This window comes from Comamonas koreensis, from assembly GCF_014076495.1.
Lineage (GTDB): Bacteria > Pseudomonadota > Gammaproteobacteria > Burkholderiales > Burkholderiaceae_C > Comamonas > Comamonas squillarum.
In genome coordinates, this window is record NZ_CP043575.1 from 1,204,627 (window position 1) to 1,220,122 (window position 15,496).

Genomic DNA, 15,496 nt, shown 5'->3' on the forward strand with positions numbered 1-15,496 from the left:
TGGATGGCGTGTTCAGCCTTGGGTCAGGTGTTCGTAAATGGCCTGGTGGCCGGCCCAGGTGGCTTCGTCGCCAAAGGCAATGGGTTCGCCGCCTGCATGGCGCAGTGCCAGGCTGTAGCGCTGCACCAGGGTGCTGGAGCCGATGACGGCGACGCGGCTGCCCGCTGCCGTCGGCATCGCGCGCAGCTCCTGGCCAATCAGCAGGCCAGACAGGTAGCTGGCCGACTGGGCCGGGTCGAGCGCGCCAAACAGCGACAGCGCACGCGTGCCAAACAGCAGGTGGCTCAGGCTGTCGGGGCTCTGCGCCCGCTCCAGCCCTTGTATGAAGGCAGCCTCGTCCAGCGCGGCGCTGCTGTCCAAGGTCTTGCCCAGGATGGAGTGCTGGGCCAGCAGTGCAAACAGCTCGCCGGTCATGAAGGTCTTGAAGCCGGTGATGGTGCTGTTTTGCGCCTGCACCCATTTGCTGTGCGTGCCCGGCAGCACCAGCAGGCCGTTGCGGCTGTCCATCAGCCGCAGCGCGCCAATCACCTGGATTTCTTCGCCACGCATCACATCGGGCACGCCATGGACGGCATCGACCTGGCTCTGCGCCAGGCTGCTCATGCCCGGCACGATGGCCGTGGGCACGCCCTGGGGAAGATCGAGCCAGAGCAGCTGCTGGCAGAGCGCAGAAAAATCGGCCGGGCAGGGGCAGTAAGGCGCTTCCTGCCAGCCCTGGCGGCTGCCCACCATGCCCGACAGCAGGCACAGCTGGGGCCCTTCGGCCAGCCAGTCGCCAAAGTGCTGTGCAAACGCATCGGCAAAGCCGCCGGGCGCCACTTGCAAGATGCCTTGGGGCAGGGCGCGCCGCTCGCTGATCTGGCCCTGCGCATCGATGCGCACGCCCCGCAGCGAGGTGGTGCCCCAGTCGATGGCGAGCATGCGGGGGCGCGGGTCTGACGGCGCGCGGGCGGAAAAGATCGGAGGCTTGGGCATGGCGGTGAGAAGGGCGAAAAAAAGCGCAGACCAAGTCTGCGCGGGCCATTGTAGAAGCGCCTGCAGCGGGCAACTGTCGCGCCTGCTGCGCGCCTGTTGCACGCGCCCGTTGCGCCGAGCGACTATGGTTTACAGCGGCTTGTAGGCCGTCACATCGATCTCGACCTTGGCGTCGATCATCAGGCGCGATTCCACGGTCGAGCGGGCCGGGCGGTGGTCACCAAAGCACTCCATGTAGACGCGGTTGAAGCTGCCGAAATCACGCGGGTCATCCAGCCAGACATTGACCTTGGCAACATCGGCCAGGGTGCAGCCGCCCAGGGCCAAGGCCTCTTCCAGGCGCTTGAACACGGCGCGCGTCTGCGCCTCGATGCCGCCGGGCACTACCTGGCCCTGGTCATCGGTGGGCACGGTGCCCGAGACAAAAACAAAGTCGCCAGCGCGCACGGCGGGCGAGAGCGGACGGGCCAGACGGTCCGATGCGAGAGGGGGTTGGCCTAGGGTAATTACTGTCATGGGGGTGGGCTCCTGTATGTAAAGATATTACATCAACAACCCATAAATCTGTCAATAAGACGATTTGAAGGCAGTTTTTAGCGGTTGTGGTGTAAAAAAATTTCTTCACCCCCTTCGATGAAAGCCTGCCCCATGAACGCCCTTGCCTTGCGTGTCCGCACCTCCCGTCGCCAACTGCTTGCCGCAGCCCTGTTGGCTGCCGGTTGCGTAGGCCTGCCAGCGGGCAGTGCCTGGGCCCAGGCGGCCCACAAGGGCGGGGCGGCCAACCTGGCCATGATTGGCGAGCCCCAGAGCCTGGACCCGATGGTCAGCTCCACCGACCTGGTGGGCACCATCATGCAGCATGTCTACGAGCCGCTCTTCACCTTTGATGCGCAGTGGCGCATCCAGCCGATGCTGGCCCAGGCCATGCCGGTCATCTCTGCCGATGGCCTGACCTACACCATCAGCCTGCGCAAGGGCGTCAAGTTCCACAACGGCAAGGAGATGGTGGCCGATGACGTGGTCGCCTCGCTGCAGCGCTGGATGGACGTGTCGGCACGCGGCAAGGCCGTGGGCCAGGAGATTGCCAGCATGAGCGCCAAGAACCCGCAGACGGTGGAGATCAAGCTCAAGGCGGTGTATGCACCGCTGCTGGCCCACCTGGCGATGCCCAGCGGCATGGCCGGCATCATGCCCAAGGAGGTGGTGGCACCGGTGCTCAAGGATTTCATCGGCACCGGCCCCTACCAGCTCAAGGAGCGCAAGCCCGACCAGTTCACCGTGCTGGCGCGTTTTGACCAGTACGCCGCGCGCAGCGAGCCCGCCAGTGGCTATGCCGGCAAGCGCGAGGCCCAGCTCGATGAGCTGCGCTTTGTGCCGGTGCCCAATGCGACGACGCGGGTCGAGGGCGTGCTCTCGGGCCAGTTCCAGTACGCCGATCTGCTGCAGGTCGAATCGGTGGGCCGCCTGGAAAAGGCCGCGCCCCATGTCGTGCCGATCGTCACGCAGAACTTTGGCTTCCCCTATATCGTCTTCAACACCAAGGAAGGCGTGCTGGCCAAGAAGGAACTGCGCCAGGCGGTGCAGACGGCCATGGGCCCGGCCGAGATGCTGCAGGCCGGCTTTGGCGACAAGCGCTTTTTTGCTGCCGAGCCCAACTTCTTTGCCAAGGGCACGCCGTACTACTCGGATGCCGGTGCCAAGCTCTACAACCAGAAGAACCCGCAGCTGGCCAAGGACCAGGCGGCCAAGGCCGGCTACAAGTCCGAGCCCATCCGCATCATGGCCAGCCGCCAGTATGAGTTCCACTACAACATGGCGCTGGTGATGGCCGAGCACCTCAAGCGCGCCGGCTTCAAGACCGAGCTGCAGGTGGTGGACTGGGCGACGCTGGTGCAGCGCCGCAACGATGCCAAGCTCTGGGATGTCTATATGACCCACTCGGGCCTGTTCCCTGAGCCGATGCTGTCGCCACCGCAGATGGGCAGCGGCGCCCCCGGCTGGTGGGAGACCGAGACCAAGAAGGCCGCGCTTGCCGCCTTCAATGGCGAGCCCGATGTGGCCAAGCGCGGCCCGCTCTGGGGCCAGGTGCAGGCGCTCGTCTATGACGAGGTGCCTTTTGTCGAAGTGGGCAAGTTCAATGCCCTGTCGGCGCGTTCGTCCAAGCTGCAGGGCTACCAGCCCATGCCCTGGCCCTTCTTCTGGAACACCTCGCTGAGCCAGTAAGCCCCAGCGTTTCTCGAGTTCAGCCATGCTGCATTTTTTAGTCAAGCGCCTGGGCGGCGCAGTGGTGGTGCTCGCCCTGGTGGCCGTGCTGGTGTTCCTGCTCACGCGCCTGGCCTCGGGCGATCCGGTGGCGCTGCTGCTGGGTGACCAGGCCACTGCCACCGATATTGCTGCCGCGCGCGTGCAGTACGGGCTGGACAAGCCCCTGGCCACCCAGTTTGTGCTGTGGATTGGCCAGGTGCTGCAAGGCAACCTGGGCCAGTCGCTGTTCTTGCAGATGCCGGTCACCCATGCGCTGCTGGAGCGCGCTGAGCCCACCATGTTTCTGGCGCTGTTCGCCGTGTCGATTGCCGCCTTGATCGGCGTGCCCTGCGGCATGGCAGCGGCCGTGTGGCGCGGCAGCTGGATCGACCAGGTGCTCAGCACCATTGCGATGCTGGGCGCCAGCATTCCCAGCTTCTGGTTTGGTCTGATCCTGATCCAGGTGTTTGCCGTGCACCTGGGCTGGTTTCCGGCTTCGGGCTATGGCGATCCGGACGCGAGCTTTGGCGACCGCCTGCAGCATCTGCTGCTGCCCGCCTTGGTGCTGGGCGTGCTCAACTCGGCGCTGATCATCCGCTTCACGCGCGCCTCGGTGCTCGACATTCTGGGCGAGGACTATGTGCGCACGGCCCGGGCCAAGGGCCTGGGCGAGTCGGTGGTGCTCGTCAAGCATGTGCTGCGCAATGCGCTGGTGCCCGTCGTCACCGTGCTGGGCCTGACCCTGGCCTTGATGATTGGCGGCACCGTCGTGACCGAGACCGTGTTCAACCTGCCCGGCGTGGGCAACCTGGTGGTGCGGGCCGTGCTGCGGCGCGACTATCCCGTCATCCAGGGCACCTTGCTCGTCATTGCCGCCATCTACGTTTTCATCAACCTCGCGATCGACCTGCTCTACACGGTGGTCGATCCCCGCATTCGTCTGGAGGGCCAATGATGAACGCCGCCCCAACAGCATTGCCGCTGCCCGCGCGCGGCGGCTGGGGCCAGTCCCCCTGGTTCAAAACCCTGCGCCGGCTGTTTGCGCGCAAGGTGGTTCTGGCGAGCGCCGTGGTGCTGCTGTTGATTGCAGCGACCGCCTTGCTCTACCCGCTGCTGACCGACTCCGACCCCAATGGCATGAACATCAGCATGCGTCTGCATGCGCCTTCCTGGGCGCACTGGGCCGGCAACGATGAGCTGGGGCGCGACGTGATGGCGCGCATCATCTACGGCGCACGCTACTCGCTGATGATCGGCTTTTTCACCGCGCTGGGCGCCGTGGTGCTGGGCACCTTGCTGGGCATGCTGGCCGGTTACTTTCGCCGGCTCGATGCGCCGCTGATGCGCCTGGTGGACGCGATGATGGCCTTCCCCGACATCCTGCTGGGCATTGCGCTGGTGTCGATCCTGGGGGCTTCGCTGTGGAATGTGATTCTGGCGCTGACCATTGTCTACACGCCGCGCGTCGCCCGTGTGGTGCGCGCCTCCACCCTGGTGCTGCGCGAGCTGCTGTTTGTCGATGCCGCCAAGGCGCTGGGCGTGCGCACGCCGCTGATTCTGTGGCGCCATATCCTGCCCAACCTGCTCTCGCCAGTGCTGGTGCAGGTCACCTTTATCTTTGCCTATGCCATCCTGGCCGAGGCGGGCCTGTCCTTTCTTGGTGTGGGCGTGCCGCCCGATATCCCCACCTGGGGCACGATGATTGCCGGCAGCCTGGAGTATGCCGACAAGGCCTTCTGGACCATTCTGACCCCGGGCGTGGCCATTGTGCTGACGGCGCTGTCGCTGCAGCTCCTGGGCGACGGTGTGCGCGATCTGCTCGACCCCAAGCTGAAGAACAAATCATGATGAACACCGCCACCCCTGCAGCGGCTGCCGACATGGCCGCGCCTCGCCTGGATGTGCGCTCGCTGTCCACCTCGTTCGCCACCGAAGGCGGGCGCATTCAGAGCGTCTCCGATGTGAGCTTTCAGATTCTGCCGGGCCAGACCCTGGCCCTGGTGGGCGAGTCGGGCTCGGGCAAGTCAGTCACCAGCCTGTCGCTGATGGGCCTGCATGCCAAGACCTCGCAGGCCCAGGTGCAGGGTCAGGCCCGGTTTGTGCAGCGCGATGGCCGCACCGTCGATCTGCTCTCGCTCGACGCCAAGGCTTTGCGTGCGTTGCGCGGCAATGAGCTGGCGATGGTGTTCCAGGAGCCGATGACCAGCCTGAACCCGGTGCTGACCGTGGGCGAGCAGATTGCCGAATCGGTGCGCCTGCACAAGGGCCTGGGCAAGGCCGCAGCCTTGGCCCATGCCCAGCGCATGCTGGAGCTGGTGGAAATACCAGCAGCCGCCCAGCGCGTGCATGAGTACCCGCACCAGCTGTCTGGCGGCATGCGCCAGCGGGTGATGATTGCGCTGGCCATGGCCTGCGACCCGAGCCTGCTGATAGCCGATGAGCCCACCACCGCATTGGATGTGACCATCCAGGCGCAGATCCTGGCCTTGATGGGCCGGCTGCAAAAGGAGACGGGCATGAGCATTCTGTTTGTGACCCACAACCTGGGCGTGGTGGCGCAGTACGCCGATGCGATTGCCGTGATGTATGCCGGCCGCATTGTGGAAACCGCCAGTGTGCATGCGCTGTTTGCCGCACCCCAGCACCCCTACACCCAGGGCCTGCTGGGCTGCCTGCCCGGCATGGCGCGCCAGCGCGAGCTGGCCGAGGCCGCCGAGCTGCGCGCCGGTGGCAAACCCGCCTTTGTGGGCCGGCGCCGCCTGGATGCCATCCCCGGCCAGGTCTCCAGCCCCTTGAGCCCGCCGCCCGGCTGCGCCTTTGCGCCGCGCTGCAGCAAGCGCCTGAACGCGTGCGAGCAGGCCATGCCCGGCCTGGAGACATGGCGCAGCGGCAACGAGGCCCCACACAGCGAGCGCCAGGTGCGCTGCATTCGCGCAGGAGAAGCCGCATGAGCACGACCGACACCCTGGAGCGCCCGGCCGAGCGGGCCACGGCAGCGACTGGCGCCACCGCAGCGGCCGAGCCGCTGGTGCGCATCCAGCATTTGAGCAAGCAGTTTGGCAGCGGCGCCCACCCGGTGCGCGCGGTGCAGGATGTCTCGTTTGATATCTTCCCGGGCGAGACCCTGGGCCTGGTGGGCGAGTCCGGCTCGGGCAAAAGCACCATCGGCCGGCTGCTGACGCGCTTGATCGAGCCGACGGGCGGCCAGCTGCATTTTCGCAAGCAGGGCGGCGAGACCGTGGACCTGGCGCACCTGGGCGCGAGCGCGATGCGGCCGCTGCGCGCCGATATCCAGATCATCTTTCAGGACCCGTATGCGAGCCTGAACCCGCGCATGCGCATCCGCGACGTGCTGGGCGAGGCGCTGTCCACCCACGGGCTGGCACCGGGCGCAGCCCGCCAGCCGCGCATTGCCGAGCTGCTGGACCAGGTGGGTCTGCGCCCTGAGCATGCCGAGCGCTTTCCGCATGAGTTCTCGGGTGGGCAGCGCCAGCGCATCGGCATTGCCCGGGCGCTGGCAGTGCAGCCGCGCTTTATCGTGGCCGATGAGCCGCTGTCGGCGCTCGACGTATCCATCCAGGCGCAGGTGGTCAATTTGCTGGGCGACCTCAAAGACCGCCTTGGTTTGACCTTGCTGTTCATCTCGCACGATTTGGATGTGGTGGAATACCTCTGCGATCGCGTGGTGGTCCTGTATCTGGGCCGCGTGGTGGAGGTGGCACCGACCGAGGCCTTGTATGCCCGGCCGCGCCACCCCTACACCCAGGCCTTGCTGGCAGCCGCGCCGATTCCGGACCCGGCCCAGCGGCGCACGATCCCGCTCTTGACGGGAGACCTGCCCAGCCCCAAGAACCCGCCCAGTGGTTGCGTCTTTCGTACCCGTTGCCCGCAGGCCGAGGCGCGCTGCGCCCAGGCTGACATGCAGCTGCGCCCCGTGGCCGATGGCCATCTGCAGGCCTGCTGGAAAGTCCAAGATTGAGAGAGTGAACCATGCAACCCGATTTTTTGATTGACGCGCGCAGCAAGAGCTACCCGCTGGCCGCTGCCCCCACCCAGGCCTCCAACCTGGCCGCACGCGGCTGGAATGTGCTGCGCGATGACCTGCCGTACCCGCTGGCCGTCATCCGCCAGTCGGCGCTGGCCCACAACGCCCGCTGGATGCAGGACTATGCAGCGCGCCGCCAGATCCAGTTTGCGCCGCACGGCAAGACCACCATGTCGCCCCAGCTGTTTGATCTGCAGCTGAAGGGCGGCGCCTGGGGCCTGACCTTTGCGACCATCTTTCAGCTGGCGGTCGGCGTGGAAGCCGGTGCACGCCGCGCCATCATTGCCAACCAGGTGGTGGCGCCTGCTGATCTGGATGGGCTGGACGCGTTGCTGAGCCTGCATGCCGATCTGCGCGTCTGGTTCCTGGTCGACTCGATCAGCCAGCTGCGCTGCATCGAGGACTGGAGCCGCGCACGCAACAGCGCCCGCCGCTTTGATGTGCTGATCGAGGTCGGCATTCCTGGCCAGCGCACCGGTGTGCGCAGCCAGGAAGACGCGCTGGCGCTGGCCCAGGCCATCCATGCCAGCAGCAGTGCCCAGCTGGGCGGCATCGAATGCTATGAAGGGGGCCTGACCCAGTGCGACAGCGCGCATGACATCCCCGCCGTGGCCGAGCTGGTGCGCCGCGTGGTCGAGATTGCCAAGGCTTGCGATGCCCAGGGCCTGCTGCCTGAGGAGGCGCCGATTCTGAGTGCCGGCGGCTCGGCCATTTTTGACCTGGTGGTGCCGCTGCTGCAGGGCGCGGGCTTGTCGCGTGCTTTTACCGGCGTGCTGCGCTCGGGCTGCTACATCACGCATGACCATGGCAACTACCGGCGCCTGCTCAAGCTCGTCGAACAGCGCGAAGGCGTGGATACATCGCTGCAGGCCGCGCTCGAGGTCTGGGCCATGGTGCAGTCTGTGCCTGAGCCGAGCCTGGCCTTGCTCACCTGCGGCCGCCGCGATATCTCCTACGACCTGGAGATGCCCTCCGTGCAGCGCCATGCGCCGCGCGGCAGCCAAGAGGCGCAGACCGCCCCTGCCGGCTGGACCATCTCGGCCCTGAACGACCAGCATGCCTATCTGCGCTTTGACCCGGCGCAGGGCGCGCCGGCCGTCGGTGACCGCATTGCGCTGGGCATCTCCCACCCTTGCACCACGTTTGACAAGTGGCGTTGGATCCCGGTGGTGGACGATGCCTGGAACCTGGTCGATGCGATCGAGACAAGGTTCTGAAATGGCCAGCCTGAAAACAGCGCTGAGCCTGCAGGTGCTGCAGCAGCAGCAGGCCGCGCTGCCGCTGGCCCAGCGCCAGGTGATCGATGTGATCCTGCGCGACCCCGGCGCTGCGGTGCTGGCCACCGTCGAGCAGCTGGCGCTGCAGGCGAATGTGTCCATGCCGACGATCGTGCGCATGTGCCGCCGCTTTGGCTATGCCTCGGTGCGCGAGTTCATGGTGGCGCTGGCGCAGACCTTGGCGGTGTCGGGCTCGCACCTGCACCGCAGCGTGCAGCAGGACGACTCCACCGCCGAGGTGGTCAGCAAGATCGTGCATGCGGCAGCCGGCGCGATTGCCAACCTGGGCCAGCGCCTGGATGCAGCGCTGATCGACGAGGTGGCCAGCAAGATGGCCAAGGCCTCGCGCATCGATTGCTATTCGGTCGGGGCGGCTTCGTCCTTTATGGCGCAGGAGCTGCAAAGCCGCTTGTTCCGCCTGGGCCTCACGTCCAACGCCATCTTTGATGCGCACCAGCAGCTGGTGTCGGCCTCGACCCTGGGCAAAAACGGCGTGGCCTTTGTGATCTCGCATGTGGGGCGCATGCCCTACACCTTGGAGGCGGCGCAGTTTGCCAAGCAGCAGGGCGCCACCGTCGTGGCGCTGACCCAGCCGGACACGCCGCTGGCCGAGATGGCCGACCATGTGCTGGCGGTGACCGTGCCCCAGGACGCGGTGATGCGCGTGGGCACCGAGGCCTACCTGGCGCACCTGGTGGTGATCGAAATCATGATGGTGCGCCTGGCGCAGATTCTGGGGCCACGCGTGGTCACCGGCATGCAGCAGTACAAGCGGCTGCTGGAGACCCATGGCTTTGACAGTTATGAATACATGGGCTTTCAGCAGCCCGCGCAGCAGCGCAAAGGGGGCCCCGTGCCGGATGCAGCAGCCCCCAGCCAGCAACAAGGCAAAACCGCCGGCTGATGGCAGCCGGCAGCAGCGCCTGGAGATACAACAATGGAACGCAGAGTGTGGTTGAGCAATGGCACGGTGGTGGATGGCACCGGCCTGTCGGAGTTTGTCGGGGATGTCTGGCTGCAGGGCGGGCGCATCGTTGGCGTGTTTGCCCGCGATGGCGCGGTGGATGCCGCCCAGCAGGCCGCGTTGGATGGCTGGAAGGCGCAGGACCCGCTGCAGATCGATTGCACGGCCAAGGTGATCGCCCCGGGCTTTATCGATGTACACACCCATGACGATGCCGCTGCGCTGAACAGCCCGGCCATGCTGCCCAAGCTCTCGCAAGGGGTGACCACGGTGATCGCCGGCAACTGCGGCATCTCGCTGGCGCCGGTGGTCACGGCGCACCCGCCCGCGCCGTTGTCGCTGCTGGGCGACCAGCAGTTCCGCTTTGGCAGCATGCGGGACTACGCAGCCGCCGTCGATGCGGCGCAGCCCTCGATCAATATTGCGGCGCTCCTGGGCCACACCTCGCTGCGCATCAAGCACATGGCCGATCTGAGCCGCCCGGCCAATGCCACCGAGCGCGAAGCGATGGCCCAGGACATGCACGAGGCCATGCAGGCCGGCGCGCTGGGCCTGTCCAGCGGCATCTTCTACCGCGAGGCCTACGCCGCCGACATGCAGGAGCTGGTGGCCGTGGCCACCGTGGCAGCCCGGCATGGCGGCGTCTATGCCACCCATATCCGCGACGAGCTCGAAGGCATTCTGGAGGCCATGCTGGAAGCGGCTGGCACCGCCCAGCAATCGGGCCTGCCGCTGGTGCTGTCGCACCACAAATGCGCGGGCTCGGCCAACTGGGGCCGCACCCTGCAGACCTTGCCGCTGGTCGACAAACTGGCCCAGCAGCAAGAGCTGGCTATGGACGTCTATCCCTACACCGCAGGGTCGACGGTGCTGCGCGAGGACCTGGTCGATGGCGTCATCGATATCCTGATCACCCGCAGCGAGCCCCACCCCGAGGTGGGCGGTCGCTACCTGCGCGATATTGCGGCCGATTGGGGCATCAGCGAATACGACGCCTGCGTGCGCCTCAAGCCCGGCAATGCCTGCTATTTCCAGATGCGCGAAGACGATGTGGAGCGGGTCATCCGCCACCCGCTGGCCATGATCGGCTCGGACGGCCTGCCCAACGACGAGCGCCCCCACCCCCGGCTCTGGGGCGCCTTCCCCCGCGTGCTGGCCATGTACTGGCGCGACAAGGGTGTGCTGAGCCTCGCCCAGGCGGTGCACAAGATGACGGGCATGTCGGCCCAGCGCTTTCGCATGGCCGACCGTGGCCTGCTGGCCGCCGGCAAGGCCGCCGATGTGGTTGTGTTTGACCCCGCCCGTATCCAGGACCAGGCCACCTTCGAGAACCCCAAGCAGCGCAGCGTGGGCGTGGAAGCCGTCTGGGTCAATGGCGTGCTTAGTTACACGGAAGAGGCGGGTGCTTTGCCTGCGCGGGCTGGGCGCTTTGTGCGGCGGGTGGTGCCGGCTTAGATTTCCACTTGGGTATCGTCCTGTGACTGACCGGCTGCCGCATAGTGCAGCCGGTAATCGCTCTGCACAAAGCCAAAGTCATAGCTGCGCGTCTGCAGATGCTGGGCAGCCACGGTGCTGCAGCCATCCGCCAGCGGGCCGAACAGCGGCAGGCCGCTGCCCAGCAGCACGGGGATGCGGGTGATCGTGATCGCGTCGAGCAGTTGCGCGTTGATAAAGGACTGGATCAGCTGTCCGCCATCGACATAGGCGGCGCGCACGCCGCTGGCGGCCAGATGGGCGCTGAGGGCGGGCAGGCTGCCCTTCCACAGCTGGGCGGTGGCGGGCGCGCCAGCGGGCAGGGCGTTCCACTGGCGGGAGAGCACATAGACCGGCTTGTCATACGGCCAGGCGCCAAACGACAGCACCGTCTCAAAGGTTTTGCGCCCCATCAGGATCACATCGACACCGGCCATGTACTGCGCATAGCCGCAGTCTTCCCCTTCAGGCACGGTGGCATTGGCGGCATTGAGCCAGTCCAGGCTGCCATCGGTTTTGGCGATAAAACCGTCCAGGCTGGTGGCGATAAAGCTGCTGCATTGCATGGGGATGTCCTGGTGAAAATCATGGGCCAAGCCTTGAATTCTAAGTAGAGGGCGAAGGTCTGGTGGGTTAAATACCTGTTTTTTTCACAGTGCTCATTGCCTGCGTTTAAGAATTCGATTTGTATATCAAACCATCCACATAAAACATTGGACGCGAATCGTTGACAGCTGCACCATGCCAGCTAAGGACCCATAGAGGTTTCACTAAAAAAGGAGACAAAAGCATGCAACGACGCCAATGGTGGGCCACGCTGGCCCTGACCGCGATAGCCACCGTAACAAGCACTGCTTATGCCAGCACAGCGCAGGGCAACTACCCGAATGCACCGATCACGATGATCGTGCCCTTTGCCGCAGGCAGCGGCACCGATGCGGTGGCCCGGGCGGTGGGCCAGAAGCTGGGCGAGCGCCTGCAGCAGCCGGTGATTGTGGACAACCGCGCAGGCGCCAATGCGCAGATTGCGGCCGGCCTGGTGGCGAAGGCCAAGCCCGATGGCTACACCTTGTTCATGACCACCAACACCTCGCATTCGGCCAACCCCTGGCTGGTCAAAAGCCTGAAGTACGACCCGATCAAGGATTTCACGCCGATCGCCCGCGTGGGCGAGCTGCCGTTTGCGCTGGCGGTGCACCCTTCCGTGCCGGCCGATTCTGTGCAGGCGCTGATCGACTACGCCAAGGCCAACCCGGGCAAACTTTCGTACGCGACACCGAACAGCACGTCGCTGGTGGCGTCCGAGACGCTGCGTTTTCTGTCCAAGACCGATATCGTCGGCGTTCCCTACAAATCCAGCCCGCAGGCGCTGACCGACCTGATGGGCAACCAGGTGCAGATGTATGTGGTGGACCTGGGCTCGGGCTGGAGCATGCTCAAGACCGACCGGGTGCGCACCCTGGCTGTGACCGCCGCCAAGGGCAGCAAGATCCTGCCCAATGTGCCGCCCATCGGCAAGACCTTGCCCGGCTTTGACATCACCTCCTGGAACGGCATTTTTGCGCCAGCGGGCACGCCCCCGGAGGTGGTCAACAAGATCAATGGCGCCTTGCAGGCCGTGCTGGCCGATGAGGCGGTGCAAAAGCAGCTCGAGCAGATCGGTTTTGAAGTCTGGCCCACGAAGACGCCGCAGGAGTTTGCGCAGTATGTGAGCGAGCAGCTGGCGTACTGGGGGCGCCTGGTCAAACAGGCCGATATCCCGGCGCAATAGGTCTGGGCTCTGCCCCCGACGTCTTTGTTAACCCTTACAGAATGACTGCTCCACGATGACTTCGCGCTACCTGATCCGAGCCTCCGAGGTAGAGGCTTACAGCCCGGCCAACCATACCGGAACCATCAACCGCCGCCTGGTGAGCCAGGCCAATGTGGGCGCCCAGCACATGGAAGTGGTGCTCGGCGAGATTGCCAAGGGCGGGGGCGCGCTGCCCCATGCCCACCCCGGCATGGAGCAGGCCTGCTACCTGCTGGAGGGCACGGCCCATGTGGAGGTGGAGGGCGAAAGCTTTGAGATGCTGCCGGGCGATACCTGCTTTTTTCCGGCCGACAAGATGCATATCTTCCAGACCACCAGCGATACGCCGGCCAAGCTGCTGGTGATCTACAGCCCGCCTTATGGCGAGAACCCAGAGCGGGTGCGCCGGCCGGCCTGAGCGGCGATGTGACCCTGCGCCGTGCACGGCACCGCGCCACTGATTGAGTATTGAGGACCGCAACACCATGGATTTCGCCCTGACCGAAGAGCAGCAACAGATCATCGATGCCATCGAGAAAGTCTGCGCGCCGTTTGATGCCGACTACTGGCATGCCCGTGACAACGATGGCGCTTTTCCTGAAGATTTTTACCGCGCGCTGGCCGATGCCGGCTGGCTGGGCATTGCGATGCCCGAGGCCTATGGCGGGGCCGGCCTGGGCATCACCGAGGCGGCCTTGATGATGCACACGATCTCGGCCACCGGCGCGGGCCTGTCGGGCGCGTCTGCGGTGCACATGAACATCTTTGGCCTGCACCCGGTGGTGGTCTATGGCACCGAAGAACAAAAGGCACGCATGCTGCCGCCACTGATTGCCGGCAAGGACAAGGCCTGCTTTGGCGTGACCGAGCCCAACACGGGGCTGAACACGCTCAAGCTCAAGACCCGCGCGGTGCGCGATGGCGACCACTATGTGGTGCATGGGCAGAAGGTCTTCATCTCGACTGCGCAGCAGGCCAGCAAGATCTTGCTGCTGGCGCGCACCAAGCCGGTGGAGGAATGCAAGGGCACCGAAGGCCTGTCGCTGTTCTACACTGACTTTGACCGCAGCAAGATCGAGGTGCATGAGATCGCCAAGATGGGCCGCAAATGCGTGGACACCAACCAGCTGTTCATCGATGGGCTGCGCATCCCGGTAGAGGACCGCATTGGCGAGGAGAACCGGGGCTTTGAATACATCCTGCATGGCATGAACCCCGAGCGCATTCTGATTGCCTGCGAAGCGATTGGCCTGGGCCGTGCGGCGCTGGGCCGCGCCACGCAGTACGCCCGCGAGCGCGAGGTGTTCAACCGCCCGATTGGGCAGAACCAGGGCATCCAGCACCCGCTGGCCGAGCGCTGGATGGAGCTGGAAGCGGCCTTTTTGCTGGCGATGAAGGCGGCCTGGCTGTATGACCGCCACCAGCCTTGCGCGGCCGAGGCCAATGCGGCCAAGTTCCTGGGGGCGGAGGCGGGCTTCAAGGCCTGCGAGACGGCCATCTTCACCCATGGCGGCATGGGTTACGCCAAGGAGTTCCATGTCGAGCGGCTGATGCGCGAGAGCTGGATTCCGCGCCTGGCGCCGGTGAGCCCGCAACTGATTCTGTGCTTTATCGCAGAGAAGGTGCTGGGCCTGCCCAAGTCCTACTAGGCGGCGCCATGCGCAGTGCGCTGCCGGGCCATGCCCCTCGCCGTGCGGCCAGCCCGCACTGGCTGGGGCATGATACGCAGATGAAGACCCATTTGCTGCGTTATTTTGTGGTGCTGGCCGAGGAGCTGCATTTTGGCCGCGCCGCCCAGCGCCTGGCCATTACCCAGCCTCCGCTGTCGGTGGCCATCAAATCGCTCGAAGAAGATTTGGGTGTGCGGCTGCTCGAGCGCGATGCCAAGCAGGTGCGGCTGACCGATGCCGGCGCCGCCTTTTTGATCGAGGCGCGCCAGGTGCTCAGCCAGATACAGCGCGCAGCGGACGTGGCGCGCAATGTGGCCCAGGGGCGCCAGGGCCAGCTGGACATTGGCGTGACCGGCTCGATGATCTACCGCGACCTGCCCCATGTGATGCAGGCCTTTGCCCAGCAGCGGCCCGATATCGACATCACCTTGCATGAGATGTCCACCACCGAGCAGCAGGCGGCCATTCTGCGCGGCCAGCTCCAAGGCGGTTTTGTCAACATCATCACGCCCGCGCCGGGGCTGGCGCTCTGGCCGCTGGCGCCCGATACCCTCGTTTGCTGCCTGCCGGAAAACCACCCCCAGGCGCAGCAAGCCAGCCTGGATTTGCGCAGCCTGGCCCATGAGCGCTTTGTGATGTTTGTGCGCGATGTCAGCCCGGCCAATTACGACAATGTGATCGCCTGCCTGCACAACGCTGGCATCCACCCGCGCACCAGCCACGCGGTGCGCCAGTGGCTGGCCGTTATTTCGCTGGTTGCCATTGGCCAGGGCGTGGCGCTGGTGCCCTCGTGCATGCAGCGGGCCGGCATGGCCGGTGTGCGCTATGTGCCGCTGCACAGCAACCATGGCCAGACGGCGCTGACCGCCGGTGCCTTTGTCTGGCACCCGCAAAGCCGCTCGGCGGCGCTGGATGCGCTGATCGAGGTGATCAAGGCGCCGAGGACAGGTGCGGCCGGCTAGGTGCGGCCGGCTAGGTGCAGCCGGCTAGGTACGGCCAGCTAGGCGCCCCCGGCTAGGCGCCCCCGGCTAGGCGCCCCCGGCTAGGCACGGCCAG

15 protein-coding genes are annotated in these 15,496 nt (G+C 65.7%); 12 read left to right on the forward strand and 3 right to left on the reverse strand.

All coding sequences use genetic code 11. From position 1 onward, the window contains the following. Window positions 1–12: 12 nt before the first annotated feature. Together F0Q04_RS05430 and F0Q04_RS05435 are read right to left on the reverse strand one after the other, a co-directional pair. On the reverse strand, window positions 13–975 hold the full coding sequence (locus F0Q04_RS05430) for a 2-dehydro-3-deoxygalactonokinase (protein ID WP_182344848.1): 963 nt from the start codon (window positions 973–975) through the stop codon (window positions 13–15). A gap of 129 nt (window positions 976–1,104) precedes the next feature. Further along, entirely contained in the window at window positions 1,105–1,491 is a 387-nt protein-coding gene (locus F0Q04_RS05435; RefSeq protein WP_021024851.1) for a RidA family protein, read from the reverse strand. Between the two features lie 132 nt (window positions 1,492–1,623). Here F0Q04_RS05435 and F0Q04_RS05440 point away from each other — a divergent pair, with 132 nt between their 5' ends. Genes F0Q04_RS05440 through F0Q04_RS05475 form a run of 8 tightly spaced genes read left to right on the forward strand, consistent with a single transcriptional unit; the run spans window position 1,624 to window position 10,960 of the window. Next, window positions 1,624–3,198, forward strand: a complete 1,575-nt coding sequence (locus F0Q04_RS05440) for an ABC transporter substrate-binding protein (RefSeq protein ID WP_232539513.1) — start codon at window positions 1,624–1,626, stop codon at window positions 3,196–3,198. 25 nt (window positions 3,199–3,223) lie between these two features. Further along, window positions 3,224–4,174: an ABC transporter permease gene (locus tag F0Q04_RS05445; RefSeq protein WP_182344850.1), complete on the forward strand. Its 951-nt coding sequence runs from the start codon at window positions 3,224–3,226 to the stop codon at window positions 4,172–4,174. Then, on the forward strand, window positions 4,174–5,067 hold the full coding sequence (locus tag F0Q04_RS05450) for an ABC transporter permease (RefSeq protein WP_116926687.1): 894 nt from the start codon (window positions 4,174–4,176) through the stop codon (window positions 5,065–5,067). Before F0Q04_RS05445 ends, F0Q04_RS05450 begins: the two co-directional genes overlap by 1 nt. Next, window positions 5,067–6,170 (forward strand): ABC transporter ATP-binding protein, encoded by a 1,104-nt coding sequence (locus tag F0Q04_RS05455; protein WP_116926686.1) that lies wholly within the window; start codon window positions 5,067–5,069, stop codon window positions 6,168–6,170. The genes F0Q04_RS05450 and F0Q04_RS05455 overlap by 1 nt, the downstream gene beginning before the upstream one ends. Next, window positions 6,167–7,198, forward strand: a complete 1,032-nt coding sequence (locus F0Q04_RS05460) for an ABC transporter ATP-binding protein (protein ID WP_116926685.1) — start codon at window positions 6,167–6,169, stop codon at window positions 7,196–7,198. The genes F0Q04_RS05455 and F0Q04_RS05460 overlap by 4 nt, the downstream gene beginning before the upstream one ends. An 11-nt stretch (window positions 7,199–7,209) precedes the next feature. Continuing rightward, on the forward strand, window positions 7,210–8,481 hold the full coding sequence (locus F0Q04_RS05465) for an amino acid deaminase (RefSeq protein ID WP_182344852.1): 1,272 nt from the start codon (window positions 7,210–7,212) through the stop codon (window positions 8,479–8,481). 1 nt (window position 8,482) lies between these two features. Further along, window positions 8,483–9,445, forward strand: a complete 963-nt coding sequence (locus F0Q04_RS05470) for a MurR/RpiR family transcriptional regulator (protein ID WP_116926683.1) — start codon at window positions 8,483–8,485, stop codon at window positions 9,443–9,445. A 33-nt stretch (window positions 9,446–9,478) separates the two neighbouring features. Next, a complete protein-coding gene (locus F0Q04_RS05475; protein WP_182344855.1) occupies window positions 9,479–10,960 on the forward strand; it encodes an N-acyl-D-amino-acid deacylase family protein in 1,482 nt (493 codons plus the stop codon). Here F0Q04_RS05475 and F0Q04_RS05480 read toward each other — a convergent pair. After that, the gene (locus F0Q04_RS05480; protein WP_232539514.1) at window positions 10,957–11,544 is read right to left on the reverse strand and encodes a dihydrofolate reductase family protein; all 588 of its coding nucleotides are present in this window, start codon (window positions 11,542–11,544) and stop codon (window positions 10,957–10,959) included. The two genes, F0Q04_RS05475 and F0Q04_RS05480, sit on opposite strands and share 4 nt — an antisense overlap. Before the next feature lie 224 nt (window positions 11,545–11,768). Between F0Q04_RS05480 and F0Q04_RS05485 the strand changes: the two genes are divergently transcribed. The 4 genes from F0Q04_RS05485 (at window position 11,769) to F0Q04_RS05500 (ending at window position 15,402) form a co-directional block, all read left to right on the forward strand. Beyond that, window positions 11,769–12,749, forward strand: coding sequence for a Bug family tripartite tricarboxylate transporter substrate binding protein (locus F0Q04_RS05485; RefSeq protein WP_182344857.1), 981 nt, complete (start codon window positions 11,769–11,771; stop codon window positions 12,747–12,749). Between the two features lie 55 nt (window positions 12,750–12,804). Then, window positions 12,805–13,188: a cupin domain-containing protein gene (locus F0Q04_RS05490; protein WP_116926680.1), complete on the forward strand. Its 384-nt coding sequence runs from the start codon at window positions 12,805–12,807 to the stop codon at window positions 13,186–13,188. A gap of 67 nt (window positions 13,189–13,255) precedes the next feature. Beyond that, window positions 13,256–14,419 carry an acyl-CoA dehydrogenase family protein gene (locus F0Q04_RS05495; protein ID WP_027011285.1) on the forward strand — a complete coding sequence of 388 codons (1,164 nt, stop codon included), beginning with the start codon at window positions 13,256–13,258 and terminating at the stop codon, window positions 14,417–14,419. 80 nt (window positions 14,420–14,499) lie between these two features. Then, a complete protein-coding gene (locus F0Q04_RS05500) occupies window positions 14,500–15,402 on the forward strand; it encodes a LysR family transcriptional regulator (RefSeq protein ID WP_182344858.1) in 903 nt (300 codons plus the stop codon). The last annotated feature ends 94 nt before the right edge of the window (window positions 15,403–15,496 follow it).